Genomic DNA, 13,867 nt, shown 5'->3' on the forward strand with positions numbered 1-13,867 from the left:
TTAGAAGCCTACGTTAACACCGAAAGTGAACGTGCGGGCACGGGGGTAAAAGTTGTTGTCAATGCCGCCAGATATCTCAGGATCAAGTCCATCGTACTTCGTGACGAGGAACACATTCTGAACAGCAGCCGACAAACGTAAGTTTGCTTTTTCCGTGAAAATTTTACCCACGTTGTAGCCCAGCGTCACGTTCTCGCACCGCAGGAACGAGGCGTTTTCCATGTAATAATCCGAGAATAGCTGCTGCGTGTTGAAACCAGTGTTATAAATGCTGGTGGGCAGGTTGATCAGGTACTGCGTGGAGCCCTGGGCATTGGAGAAGTTACCCAGGTTAGCCGATACCGAGTTGTACACGTAGTTGCCCACGTTGCCGCGCAGCAGGAACGAGAGGTTTACTTTCCGGTACGCCAGGTTGGAAGAGAAGCCCAGTACTGCCAGCGGAGCCGCCTGCTTGTACTTGTAGTTATCGAGGTTGCTAATGATGCCGTCGCCGTTGCGGTCAACATACACTCCTTCTACCGGCCGTCCGTTGCTGTCATACACCTGCTGACGCACGAAGAACGTGTTGTTAGGAGAGCCTACCGAGTTGATCTGGATGTTGCTGCCCGTACCACCCGGAATGCCACCGGTCAGGTAGCCTTGGAAACCAGGGGCCTGGTCGCCAAGCTCCGTGATTTTGGTTTTGTTGTACGCAGCGTTGAAGTTAACGTCCCAGTTCCAGTCGGTTGAGCGAACTGGCGCCAAGTTCAGGTTAAGCTCGATACCCCGGTTGCGCAGCGAGCCGATGTTGGCATTAAGCTGGTTGGTGAGGTTGGCTCCGGCCGGTACGTCCACGAACGACAGCAGGTCTTCAGAAGTACGCTCATACACGTCGAGGGAGCCCGAAACGCGGTTATCAAAGAAGCCGTAGTCCAGACCAGCGTTCCAGGTAGCCGTAGTTTCCCACCGTAGACCCTCGTTGTAGCCCGAAGGACGTAGCGTGGTTACGCCGTTGTATTGTGCGGCGGAGTTGCCTAGTACATAACGGGGCAAATAATCGTAGGTGCCACCAACGTCCTGCTGGCCCGTGCGGCCCCATCCGGCGCGCAGCTTCAGCTCCGAGATGGTGCTGCTGTTTGCCAGAAATTCTTCTCCCTTCAGACGCCAGCCCAAGCCAAGGGCCGGGAAAATGCCGCTACGGTTGCCATCGGCAAAACGGGAGGTGTTATCGTTCCGAACAGTGGCCGTGAGCAGGTAGCGGTCCTTCACGTTCAGGGTCGTACGACCAAAGAAGGACAGTAAGACGAGCTTGCTATAATAGCCCGGCACAATCAGTCTGTCGTCGGGGTTCACCAACGTAGTTCGGTCGAAGCGGTAAGCCAGGAAGTTGTCGCCTTTGTTTACGAAATCCTGGTAGGAGTGACCTGCCTGAATATCGAAGCGGGTGCCACCGAACTGCTTGCCGTAGGCCAGATATCCCTCCAGCAGGCGCATGTCCTTCTTCTGGTTGTACTGGGTAAAGCGGCCGCTACGGTTGGGGTCGGTGCGGTCCTGGGCATTGAAGTTGCCGAAGTCGAACGGGTTGGTGGTAGCGGAGCCTTCACCACGGGCAATGTCCGTAGCCAGGTTCAGGTTGGCACGCAGGCCTTCCACCCCGTGGATTTTATAATCAAACTGTACGTTACCGATCAGGCGCTTCACGTCGCTGACGTTGTTGGTGTTCTCCAGTGCTGCTACCGGGTTGCCGATGGCCTGCCCCAGAGGGTTACCGTTGGCCTGCAGAAACTGAAAGTACCCGCCATACGGAGCATAGCGCGCTTCTGCGCTACGCACGGGCTGGGTGGGGTCGAACAGTACGGCGTTGCCAATCTGGCCGCCGTCGATGAAGCGGTTGTCAATCTGCGTCCCCTTGGCATTGATGTCAATGCGCAGGTGGTCGTCGAACAGCATCGGCGAAAGGCTGATGGAGCCGGAATTACGCTTGAGTTTGTTGGTGATGACAATACCTTCCTGGTAAAGATTGCCGTAAGAAACCCGGAACGGAATTTTGGCCGCGCTGCCCGTCAGGCTAACGGAATTGTCATAGGTAGCGGCGGTACGGAAAATCTCATCCTGCCAGTTCGTAGAGGCTGAGCCCAGCGTCCCGATCTGGGTAGTAGAGCCATTCGCCCGTACGATATCGGCCAGTTGCTGGGCGTTGAGTACGTCGTACGTTTTAGTGCGGCTGGAAACAGACGTCTGCGACGACAGATTGACCGTCAGTTTTTCGCCCTGCAAGCCTTTCTTGGTGGTAATCAGAATAACCCCGTTGGAAGCCCGGTTACCATAAATAGCCAACGCCGAGGCGTCTTTCAGCACGGTAACACTCTCAATATCGTTGGGGTTAATCAACGTCAGTGGATTGGATGCACCCGAAATGCCATCCTTGTCCACGGGTACTCCGTCAATGATATACAACGGGTCGTTGCTGGCATTGAGGGAGGAGTTGCCGCGAATACGGACCGTAGAAGCCGAACCAGGAGCACCGCCTCCGGTGGTAATGCTCACGCCGGCAATTTTGCCCTGCACCAACTGCTCAGGGTTGGTTACCTGCCCCTTCACGAAGTCCTTGGCCTGCACGGAGGTTACGGCACCGGTAATGTCCTGCTTGCGCTGCACACCATAACCTACTACCACGGCTTCGTTCAGCAGCGTCGTGTTTTCCGACAATGTCAGGCTGCTGACGGCCGTGTTCTGGCCGGCCGTTACGCTGATGGTCTGGCGCTGCGTGGTGTAGCCCACGAACGACATAATGAGCGTGTGCGGGCCGGAAGGAACATTCTGGATAGAGAAAGAACCATCAGAGTTGGTGGAGCCGCCGAGGCTGGTACCTTCAATAAGTACCGTTACGCCGGGCATGCCTTCGCCTTTCTCGTCCAGCACACGGCCGCTTACCGTCCCGATTCCCTGAGCGTATGCGCTGCTCACGCTCGCACCGGCGAGCAGGACCGGCAACGCCAGTTTCGCTAGATAGGGGTGTTTCATTGAAAAAGAGTTAGGGGTTGAAATGGATTTTTCCGGTCAGACCGGAGTGGGAATTTAGTGGTCCTTCTCAGCGGAAAGCGAGTACGATACTAGGTGAGTGACCCATTCTGTACTGACTGCTTTATTCCGTGCTCAACATCACCAAATCGTTAAGAAACACCGCAAGTTAAAGGGTTCGACCAGATAAAAACAATGCCCTCTAGATAGTAAGTGGGTTTCTTTATAATTGGATTTTGCAGCGGTCTGCCGATCAGGTACACTGGAAGAGAAGTTTAGCCTTGCGCCGGAGAGGGTGGAGGACTGTAAGAAACACAGGTGTCAGTACCCCATAAAAGCCCTTATAATTCCTGATTTGCTAATAAAGAGTGGCAATGGAAGGTAGTTTTAGATTGATAATATATAATGTTGTATTGACTAATGTGCTCCTCAGGGGTTGGCTTGTGGGAAGCTTTTTATGCTAAGCATGTTTGCATGATCAGATACTGAATTGATAGTGTGTTGACCGAATATAGATAGCAATGGGAGTAGTTGTGGTGTTTGTGGAGGGGTTTGCCGATGAATATTCTGAATATTTGAATTCATTGGCCTGCAAATGCAGGCGTAGCCAGTATCAACAAGGGACTGGTTATTTGGTATGAAATGGGTTTGCCATTGTGGGTCTTTTTTGTATATATTCTAGGGAGGTAAGGCTGTCTGAAATGAGGTGTAAAAAACAGGGATTTGGCAGATGCGTGGAGTAACTGGCGGTTGCTGTTTCGTAAGGGCTTACTTACTGGCTGTGGCTCAGGGAGTCAAAGAACGGATATGGCATTTTCCCGGAAAAGTACAGGTTGACTTTGCTCGGTATTTCGCCCGTACCAACTCCGCTTGCAGAAAATATTCCCAGCTCTGCCGCGTCCGGCTACAAATGGTGGTAGCTTGCTTTTTCTTTCCACTCACTTTCTTTCCATGAATCGTTTTCTGTTGAGCAGTATGCTTACTTTGTCTGTGGGCAATGTGCTAGCTCAGACCACCTTTCGCCTGACAACGGTGCCGGCATCTACCCCCGCCAGGGCTACCCTGTATATGGCAGGCTCCTTTAATAACTGGAACCCAGGTAATGCTCCGCACGCCTTCACCCGTGCAGCCGATGGTACCTATCAACTGATTTTGCCCGCCAGTGTTACGGGCAGTATAGAGTTCAAATTCACTCGGGGCAGCTGGGCAAATGTGGAGTCGGATGCCCAGAATAACGATATCAGCAACCGACAGTACACTGTGGGCAGTGGCCCGGCTACTGTAGAACTGCAGGTGGTGAACTGGAAAGATATGGGCACTACCGGTGGGAGTTGCCAGAGCACGGCCCTGCAGCCCAACGTGCGGGTTGTCAGCACTGCCTTCCAGATGCCGCAGCTGGGGCGTACGCGCCGCATCTGGGTGTATCTGCCCAACGACTACAGCACGGCTCCGACCAAGCGTTATCCCGTGGTGTACATGCACGACGGCCAGAACGTATTCGATAACTGCACCAGCTTCTCGGGCGAGTGGGGCGTGGATGAAACCCTGAGCCAGCTGCAGCAGCAGGGCCTCGATGCAACGGGCTCCATCGTGGTGGCCGTGGACAATGGCGGTGCCGACCGGCTCAACGAAATGTCGCCCTGGAACAACCCCCAGTACGGCGGCGGCCAAGGCGACCAGTACGTGGATTTCCTGGCCCAGACGCTCAAACCCTACATCGACCAGCAGTACCGTACCCTCACTGGCCGCGAGTACACGGGCATTGCGGGCAGCAGCATGGGCGGGCTGATTTCCACTTACGCCGCCTTGAAGTATCCGCAGGTATACAGTAAAGTGGGCGTGTTCTCGCCGGCCTTCTGGTTTGCCGATAAGCCTTTGTTCCAGTATTTGCGGCAGCATCCGGCTAACCCAGCCACGCGGTTCTACTTTGTGAGCGGCAGCACGGAAAGCCAGACGATGGTGCCGCTGATGCAGGCCATGCGTGACTCCTTGGCGGCAGGTGGCGTGCCAGCTGCCAACCTGAGTTTCAATGCCAAAGCCGACGGGCAGCACGCCGAATGGTTCTGGAAACGGGAATTTTCGGCGGCCTACCAATGGCTGATGCAGCCGGCCGTAATGACCGGCAATCGGCCAGGGATGGCACTGGCGTTCAGCGCATATCCCAATCCGGCTAAAGACCGCCTGACGCTGCAGTTGCCTATTGCTGCCCGCGAGGCCCGCGTGGAAGTGGTAGACCCGAGCGGGCGAGTAGTGCTCAAAGAAAAGCTGAAAGCCGGGGGCGTACTCGACGTAAGTCAACTGACTAAAGGCCAGTACCTGTTACGGGTAACGGCTGGCCGGATGCAGGGTACGCAGGCGCTGGTGAAGGAGTAAAGCCACAAGCTGTCATTCCGAACGGAGTGCGGAAGCTGGGTTACGTCGTTTACCTGCCTAACCCAGATTTCCCGCTTCGCTCGGCATGACAGTGGTGGGGACAACGTTGCGGTCCGAACAATAAAATTCGGGCCTACTGTTGTGTCGATCCGAACCCGGTGTACATTTGCACCGTTCAACGCCCCAAACCTAAATTTCGGCAATGACCCCTTCGATGAACCTGCAAGCTTGGTGGTGGCCCTACGGAAATTCCGGACGGGACAGCCTGTGCGTGCGTTAAGGTATCGAACTACTTTCTTCGCAACGACTCTACAGAAAGCCCGGCCGCCCGCCGGGCTTTTTTTGTTGCCCGGCGCTGGCTACTCCTTCTTCACCACCACAACCAGCCCCGCTCATGCAAACCTACCAGCTCACCACCCGTCACCTGCGCGTTCTGGCCGATACCGTAACGCCCGTTGGCCTCTACCTGCGCTTGCGCGACCGGTACGACAACTGTCTGCTGCTGGAAAGCTCCGATTACCACGGCCAGCAGAACGCATTCAGCTACCTAGCGTTCGACCCGCTGGCCCGCTTCGAGCTGCGCGGCCGGGAGCTGACCCTCACGCTGCCCGACGATACCACCGAAACCGAGACGCTGGACTCGCCCCGCGCGGCTCTGGCCCGCCTGCAGGCCTTTGCCGCCAGCTTCCAGACCGAGGATACCGGCCACGACTTTATTACTGGCGGGCTGTTCGGATACCTGGGCTACGAGGCCGTGCAGGCCTTTGAGGATCTCACTCTCAACCCCGAAAAGCAGCCCGCCGGCCAGATTCCGGACATCCTGTACGGCACCTACCGCTACGTCATTGCCATCAACCACTTCCGCAACGAGCTGTACGTGTTCGAGCACACGCTCCAGGGCCAGGAAGTGGACGAGGACGGACTAACCAAGCTGGTGAACCTGATCCGTAACCCCTCGCTGCCCGATTTCAAATTCCGGACGGAAGGGGAGGAGCAGACCAATCAGACCGACGAGGAGTTCCTCGGGGTGCTGGCTCAGGGCCAGCAGCATTGCCGGGTGGGCGACGTGTTTCAGATTGTGTTGTCGCGCCGCTTTCAGCAGGGCTTTTCGGGCGACGAGTTCAATGTGTACCGGGCGCTGCGCTCCATCAATCCCTCGCCCTACCTGTTCTACTTCGATTACGGTTCCTTCAAGATTTTCGGGTCGTCGCCGGAGGCGCAGGTGCGCATTCAGGGCCGCGAGGCCAGTTTGTTCCCGATTGCGGGCACCTTCCGCCGCACCGGCCACGACGCCGAGGACGCCACCCTGGCCCAGCAGCTGGCCGACGACCCCAAGGAAAACGCCGAGCACGTGATGCTGGTGGACCTGGCCCGCAACGACCTGGCCCGCCACGGCGACAACGTGCGCGTGAAAACCTTCCGCGAAATCCAGTTCTACTCGCACGTGATTCACCTGGTGAGCGAGGTGAATGCCACCCTGGCCGCCGGCACTAACTCCCTGCAGGTGGTGGCCGATACCTTCCCGGCCGGCACGCTCTCGGGCGCCCCCAAGCACCGCGCCATGCAGCTTATTGATGGCCTGGAACCCACTGCCCGCGGCTACTACGGCGGCGCCATCGGCCACCTGGGCTTCAATGGCGACTTCAACCACGCCATCATGATCCGCTCGTTCCTGAGCACCGCCGGCCAGCTTTACTTTCAGGCCGGGGCCGGCGTTGTAGCCGCCTCCGACATCAACTCCGAACTCAACGAAGTGCACCACAAGCTGGCCGCCCTGCGCAAGGCGTTGCAGGCCGCGGAAGTCATTTAAGTAATGAGTAGTGGGTATTGAGTAGTGAGACAGATGAGCAGAGTCCGGCTTGCTCGCCGGTGCTTCGCCTGGCTTCCCTCAATACACTACTAATCTATCTACTCACTACTTAGTACTCTCTACTGAACCATGAACATTCTCGTTCTCGACAACTACGACTCCTTTACCTATAACCTCGTGCAGGTGCTACGGGAGCTGGGGCATACCAGCAACGTAACCGTGATTCGCAACGACAAGCTGGCCGTGGACGACGTAGCGGCCTACGACGCGGTGCTGCTGTCGCCCGGCCCCGGCGTGCCCTCGGATGCCGGGCTGATGCCCGAAATCATCCGCCGCTATGCGCCTTCCAAGCGGATTCTGGGCGTGTGCCTGGGCCACCAGGGCTTGGCCGAGAGCTTCGGCGGGGAGCTGTACAACCTGCCCCAGGTGCTACACGGCCTCGCCACCGACGCCCACCTCACCACCGCCGACAAGCTGTTCGAAGGCCTGCCCGACACCTTTAAAGTAGGCCGCTACCACAGCTGGAGCGTACGCCCCGAGAGCGTCCCCGCCGAGCTGGAAGTCACGGCGCTGGATGCCGACGGCCAGGTGCTGGCCTTCCGTCATCGGGAGTACGACGTGCGCGGCGTACAGTTCCACCCCGAGTCCATCCTCACCGAGCACGGCCACCAGATGCTGCGCAACTGGCTGAGTTGAACAGGCTAAATGTAGAGACGCAATATTTTGCGTCTCGTCGTTGAACGCTAATAGTAGCGCGGAGCTAACAACATCAGCACGCGGCAAGACGCAAAATATTGCGTCTCTACCTCCGGCAATTACCTACCCAATTCCCCCCAAACCCGTCTTCGTGGCGGTCTGATTGTGAAACAGATTCTCAATAAACTATTCGACCAGCAGTTGCTGACTCATCCCGAGGCGCTGGAAGCCATGCTGCGCATTGGGCAGGGCGAGGCCAACGCGTCGGAAATGGCGGCCTTCATGAGCGTGTACCGGATGCGGCCCATTTCGGTGCCGGAGCTGGCGGGCTTCCGCGAGGCCCTGCTGAGCCTCAGCCGCGACCCGGAGCTGGGCACCCGCGACACGGTGGATATTGTGGGCACCGGCGGCGATGGCAAGGACACGCTCAACATCAGCACGCTGGCCTGCTTTGTGGTGGCCGGGGCCGGCTACAAGGTTACCAAGCACGGCAACATCGGCGTGTCGTCGGTGTGCGGGTCGTCGGATGTGCTGCAGCAGCTGGGCGTGGAGTTTGGCGTCGGCAACGACGTGCTGCAGCGGCAGCTGGAGCGGGCCGGTATCTGCTTTCTGCACGCCCCGGCCTTCCACCCGGCCATGCGCCACGCCGGGCCGGTGCGCCGGGAGCTGGGCGTGCGCACGTTCTTCAACATTCTGGGCCCGCTGGTGAACCCCGCGCGGCCGAAGTTTCAGGTGGCGGGCACCTTCAGCCTGGAGCTGCTGCGCCTCTACCACTACCTGCTCCAGCAAACCGACACCCGCTACGCTGTGGTGCACGCTTTGGATGGCTACGATGAACTCTCGCTGACGGCCGCCGCAAAGCTGGCCACGCCCGAGGGGGAGCGGGTGGTATGGGCCGCCGACCTGGGCCTGACTTTGAACCGCCCCGAGGAGTTGGCCGGCGGCCGCACCGCCGCCGAATCGGCCGGTATTTTTGTTGATGTACTGGAAGGCCGCGCCACCCGTGCCCAGCGCGACGTAGTAACGGCCAACGCGGCCCTGGCCATCGGCTGCCTGGAACCCACTTTCAGCTTCGCCGACAGCCTGGCCGCCGCCCGCGAGTCGCTGGATTCCGGCCGCGCCCGCCAGGCACTGCGGACACTCATTAGTTGTTAGTTGTCAGTTGCTGGTTGTCAGGTCGCTCATCTACGCATAGTGAACCTGATAACCAGCAACTGACAACTCACAACCAACAACTGACAACTAACCAACACCATGACCATTCTCGATACCATCATTGCCCATAAGCGCCAGGAAGTTGCCACCCGCCAGAGCCTGGTGCCGGTGAAACTGCTGGAGCAGAGCTTCTACATGCCGGCCCAGCCGCTAAGCCTGCGCCGCTATCTGCTGCGCGACGACTTGAGCGGCATCATTGCCGAGTTCAAGCGTAAATCGCCCAGCAAGGGCATCATCAACGCCCACGCGCCGGTGGAGCGCACCACGCTGGGCTACATGCAGGCCGGCGCCTCGGCGCTGTCGGTGCTGACGGATATGGAGTTTTTCGGCGGCAGGAACGAGGACCTGACCACGGCCCGGCGCTTCAATTTCTGTCCCATCCTGCGCAAGGATTTCGTGGTGGACGAGTACCAGATCATCGAAGCCAAGAGCCTGGGGGCCGATGCCGTGCTGCTGATTGCGGCCGTGCTCACGGGCGAGGAAGTGCTGCGCCTGGGCCGGCTGGCCAAGAGCCTGGGCCTGGAAGTGCTGCTCGAAATCCACAACGCCGAGGAGCTGGACAAAACCCTGCACCCCGACGCCGTGACCCTGGTGGGCGTCAACAACCGTAACCTGCACGACTTCTCCGTGAGCCTCGACACTTCCGGCGAGCTGGCCCAGCGCATCCCCGACGAGTACGTGAAGGTGACCGAAAGCGGCCTGACCACCGCCGCCGACATCGAAGCCCTGCGCGCCGTGGGCTACCGCGGCTTCCTGATGGGCGAAACCTTCATGCGCCACTCCCGCCCCGAAAAAGCCTGCGCCGCCCTAGTGCAGCAGCTCCGCGCCACTGAGGCGGTAACGTTGTTGTAAAAGCCAGAACGGGGTAGAGACGCAATATTTTGCGTCTCGTCGTTGAACGACAAGCACCGCGCATATCAAATAACATCAGCAACGGGGAGACGCAAAATATTGCGTCTCTACACCCACCACACATGCCCACCAACTCCCACCACACGCCCCACCTCAAAGTCTGCGGGATGGCTGATGCCGACAGCCTGCGGGCAGTGGCGGCGCTGCGGCCCGATTTTCTGGGGTTCATCTTCTACCCGCAGTCGAAGCGGTACGTGGGGGAGCGGCTGCCGGCGGCGGCGGCGCGGGCGTTGCCGGCCGCCATCCGCAAGGTGGGCGTGTTCGTGGACGACGACGCGGCCACGGTGCTGGCGCGGGTGCGGGAGTTTGATTTGCAGCTGGCCCAACTCCACGGCCACGAAACGCCCGAAACCTGCGCCGCAGTGCGGGCCGGGGGCGTGCCGGTGGTGAAGGCGTTTGCGGTAGGCGAGGGGTTCGATTTCGCGCAGCTCCGGCCCTACGTGGGCTGCGTGGATTACTTCCTCTTCGACACGGCCGGCGCGCAGCCCGGCGGCAACGGCACCGCCTTCGACTGGATGCTGCTGCGGGACTACAACCTGCCGGTGCCGTACTTTCTGGCCGGCGGTATCGGGCCGGAGCACGCGGCGGCGCTGCGCAACCTTCGGCTGCCCGGCCTGTTTGCCCTGGACCTGAACAGCCGCTTCGAAACCGCCCCGGGCACCAAGGACGCCGGCCGGCTGGATGCTTTTTTTCAGGAACTGAGAGCATAATAAGCCAGCATCATACACAGGTAGATTGAGGTAAAGACGGTTACACGGAAGCTATGAGCGAAATAAAGATTGCGCTGGACTGGACGGTAAACACCAACCACACGGGCTTCGTAGTGGCCCAGGAGTTGGGCTGGTACGCGCAGCACGGGCTGGAAGTCGAGCTGCTGACCCCGGAGGCCGACAACTACGCCCTGACTCCGGCCAAGAAGGTAGAGCTGGGCCAGGCCGATTTTGCGCTTTGCCCGCTGGAAAGCATCATCAGCTACCGCATCAAGGCCCAGCCGTTCGACGCCATAGCCGTGGCCGCCCTGCTGACGGCAGACTTGAGCAGCATCGTGACGCTCAAGCGCCCGGATATTCAGTCGCCCAAAGATTTGGCCGGCAAAATCTACGCCTCGTACCAGGCTCGCTACGAAGACCAGATAGTGGCGAAAATGCTGGAAAACGACGGCGCTACCGGCCCGCTGACCATTACCTACCCCGAGAAGCTGGGCATTTGGAACACGCTGCTGCAGCAGCAGGCCGACGCGACCTGGATTTTCGATAACTGGGAAGGCGTGCAGGCCCGGCAGCAGGGCGTGGAGCTAACCAGCTTCCGCCTGGCCGAGTATGGCATTCCGTACGGCTATTCGCCCGTCATCATGGCGTCGGAAAAGCGGGTGCTGGAAAACGGGAAGGCTTACCGGACGTTTCTGCGGGTGTCCAGGCAGGGCTTCCTGCATGCCAAAGACCACCCGGAAGAGGCGGTAGCACTGCTGCAAAAGCTAGTGCCGGCCGCCGACCGCAACCCCGGTTTCCTGCTCGAAAGCCAGCAGTACACGGCCGAATACTACGGTAGTGGCCCTGGCTGGGGCCACATGAGCCCTGCCAAGGTGCAGCGCTACCTGGACTGGCTGGCCGAGCATGGCCTAGAAACCCGGAAGCTGCCGCTGTCGGAAGTCATGACCAACGACCTGTTATAAGAACCCTTTTTTTGCGTCTGATTTCGCGGGGGAATCCACTGCGAGACCCTGCGCCACCCACCCCGAGACACTGCGAGAAACCAACCATGAAACCAACCTACCAACAACCCACGGAGCGCGGCTATTACGGCCAGTTCGGGGGCGCGTTCATTCCCGAAATGCTCTACCCCAACGTGGAAGAGCTGCGCCAGCAATACCTGAGCATCATGGCCGAGCCGGAGTTCCAGCAGGAATACCAGCAGCTGCTGCGCGACTACGTGGGCCGGCCCACGCCCTTGTTCGAGGCCAAGCGGCTGTCGGCCAAGTACAACACCCGCATCTACCTCAAGCGCGAGGACCTCTGCCACACTGGCGCCCACAAGGTGAACAACACTGTGGGGCAGATTCTGCTGGCCAAGCGCCTGGGCAAAACGCGCATCATTGCCGAAACCGGCGCCGGCCAGCACGGCGTGGCCACCGCCACGGTGTGCGCCCTGATGGGCATGGAGTGCATCGTGTACATGGGTGAAATCGATATGGAGCGGCAGAAGCCCAACGTGTACCGCATGCGCCTGCTGGGGGCCGAGGTGCGGGCGGCCATGAGCGGCAGCCGCACCCTCAAGGACGCCACCAACGAGGCCATCCGCGACTGGATTTCGAACCCCGTTGACACGCACTACATTATCGGCTCGGTGGTCGGCCCGCACCCGTACCCCGATCTGGTAGCGCGCCTGCAGGCCGTTATCAGCGAGGAAATGCGCAAGCAGCTGCTGGAAAAAACCGGCTCCGAGCTGCCCCAGTATGTGGTGGCCTGCGTGGGCGGCGGCTCCAACGCGGCCGGCGCGTTCTACCATTTCCTGGAGGAGCCCTCGGTGCAGCTGGTGGCTGTGGAAGCGGCCGGACACGGCATCTACTCGGGCCACTCAGCCGCCACTTCGGTACTGGGTACGCCGGGCGTGATTCATGGCAGCCGCACGCTGCTGATGCAGGACGAGGACGGCCAGATTACCGAGCCCTACTCCATTTCCGCCGGCCTCGACTACCCCGGTATCGGGCCGCTGCACGCCTTCCTGGCCGATTCCAAGCGCGCCCGTTTCATCAGCATCGAAGATGAGCAGGCCCTGAAAGCCGTGGCCGAATGCAGCCGCCTCGAAGGCATCATCCCGGCCCTGGAAACCGCCCACGCCCTGGCCGCCCTCGACCAGCTCGGCGCCGGACCCGACGACGTGGTGGTCATCAACCTCTCCGGCCGCGGCGACAAGGACCTGGAAACCTACATCAAGTACGCTGACGCCATTATGTAACGCCCAAACCGTCTGTCATCCTGAGCGCAGCGAAGGACCTTATCACGCGTGAACGACATCGTTCAGTAATAAACCAACCGTGATAAGGTCCTTCGCTCCGCTCAGGATGACAGGGCCGCTGATATGAACCGAATCAAAGACGCCTTCGAAAAGAAGCAGAAAAACCTGCTCAACATCTACTTCACGGCCGGCTACCCCCGCCTGCACGACACGGTGCCCATCCTCAAAGCCTTGAGCGAGTCCGGGGCCGACCTCATCGAAATTGGGATGCCGTTTTCGGATCCGCTGGCCGATGGGCCGGTAATTCAGGCCAGCAGCACCGTGGCGTTGCAGAACGGCATGAACCTGCGGGTGCTGTTCGAGCAGCTGCAAGGCATCCGGGAGAGCGTGCCCGAAACGCCGATTCTGCTGATGGGCTACCTCAACCCGGTGATGCAATTCGGGGTGGACAACTTCTGCCGCGAAGCCGCCGCCGCCGGGGCCGATGGCATCATCCTGCCCGACCTGCCCCTCGACGACTACGTGGCCGAGTACCAGGACATCTTCCGTCGCCACAACCTGCGGCCGGTGTTCCTCATCACCCCGCAAACCGCCCCGGAGCGCATCCGCCGCATCGACGAGCTGACGGATTCGTTCCTCTACCTCGTGTCGGGCCCCGGCACTACGGGTGGGGCCAACACCCAGGCCGAGGGCGTGCAGGAAGCCTATTTCCAGCGTATCGAGGCCATGAATCTGCGCAACCCCCGCCTCATCGGCTTCGGCATTGGCGACAAAGCCTCGTTCCAGAATGCCTGCCAGTACGCAGAGGGTGCCATCATCGGCTCCGCCTTCATCCGCGCCCTCGACGGCGTGGACGACGCCCCGGCCGCAGCTAAGCGGTTTGTTTCTTCTGTGCTGGCTTAAGCA

10 protein-coding genes are annotated in these 13,867 nt (G+C 59.7%); 9 read left to right on the top strand and 1 reads right to left on the bottom strand.

Features of this window, described 5'->3' with window-relative positions; genetic code table 11:
* Nucleotides 1-3,003: a SusC/RagA family TonB-linked outer membrane protein gene (locus EI293_RS10790; RefSeq protein WP_125437456.1), complete on the bottom strand. Its 3,003-nt coding sequence runs from the start codon at nt 3,001-3,003 to the stop codon at nt 1-3.
* Between the two features lie 972 nt (nt 3,004-3,975).
* Here EI293_RS10790 and EI293_RS10795 point away from each other — a divergent pair.
* The 9 genes from EI293_RS10795 (at nt 3,976) to trpA (ending at nt 13,864) form a co-directional block, all read left to right on the top strand.
* Nucleotides 3,976-5,373, top strand: a complete 1,398-nt coding sequence (locus EI293_RS10795) for an alpha/beta hydrolase-fold protein (protein WP_170170338.1) — start codon at nt 3,976-3,978, stop codon at nt 5,371-5,373.
* 394 nt (nt 5,374-5,767) lie between these two features.
* The gene (locus EI293_RS10800) at nt 5,768-7,183 is read left to right on the top strand and encodes an anthranilate synthase component I family protein (RefSeq protein ID WP_125437460.1); all 1,416 of its coding nucleotides are present in this window, start codon (nt 5,768-5,770) and stop codon (nt 7,181-7,183) included.
* Between the two features lie 129 nt (nt 7,184-7,312).
* Nucleotides 7,313-7,879 (top strand): anthranilate synthase component II, encoded by a 567-nt coding sequence (locus EI293_RS10805; RefSeq protein ID WP_125437462.1) that lies wholly within the window; start codon nt 7,313-7,315, stop codon nt 7,877-7,879.
* Nucleotides 7,880-8,044: 165 nt separating this feature from the next.
* The gene (trpD, locus tag EI293_RS10810) at nt 8,045-9,034 is read left to right on the top strand and encodes an anthranilate phosphoribosyltransferase (protein ID WP_125437464.1); all 990 of its coding nucleotides are present in this window, start codon (nt 8,045-8,047) and stop codon (nt 9,032-9,034) included.
* 99 nt (nt 9,035-9,133) lie between these two features.
* Nucleotides 9,134-9,946 carry an indole-3-glycerol phosphate synthase TrpC gene (gene trpC, locus EI293_RS10815; RefSeq protein ID WP_125437465.1) on the top strand — a complete coding sequence of 271 codons (813 nt, stop codon included), beginning with the start codon at nt 9,134-9,136 and terminating at the stop codon, nt 9,944-9,946.
* Between the two features lie 122 nt (nt 9,947-10,068).
* Entirely contained in the window at nt 10,069-10,716 is a 648-nt protein-coding gene (locus tag EI293_RS10820) for a phosphoribosylanthranilate isomerase (protein ID WP_125437467.1), read from the top strand.
* A 53-nt stretch (nt 10,717-10,769) separates the two neighbouring features.
* Complete coding sequence (locus EI293_RS10825) at nt 10,770-11,678, top strand: ABC transporter substrate-binding protein (protein ID WP_125437469.1); 909 nt, start codon at nt 10,770-10,772, stop codon at nt 11,676-11,678.
* A gap of 86 nt (nt 11,679-11,764) precedes the next feature.
* Nucleotides 11,765-12,961 (top strand): tryptophan synthase subunit beta, encoded by a 1,197-nt coding sequence (gene trpB / locus EI293_RS10830; protein ID WP_125437471.1) that lies wholly within the window; start codon nt 11,765-11,767, stop codon nt 12,959-12,961.
* Between the two features lie 123 nt (nt 12,962-13,084).
* Nucleotides 13,085-13,864 (top strand): tryptophan synthase subunit alpha, encoded by a 780-nt coding sequence (gene trpA / locus EI293_RS10835; RefSeq protein WP_125437473.1) that lies wholly within the window; start codon nt 13,085-13,087, stop codon nt 13,862-13,864.
* Nucleotides 13,865-13,867: the final 3 nt, after the last annotated feature.

It is taken from the genome of Hymenobacter perfusus, from assembly GCF_003944765.1.
Taxonomy (GTDB): domain Bacteria; phylum Bacteroidota; class Bacteroidia; order Cytophagales; family Hymenobacteraceae; genus Hymenobacter; species Hymenobacter perfusus.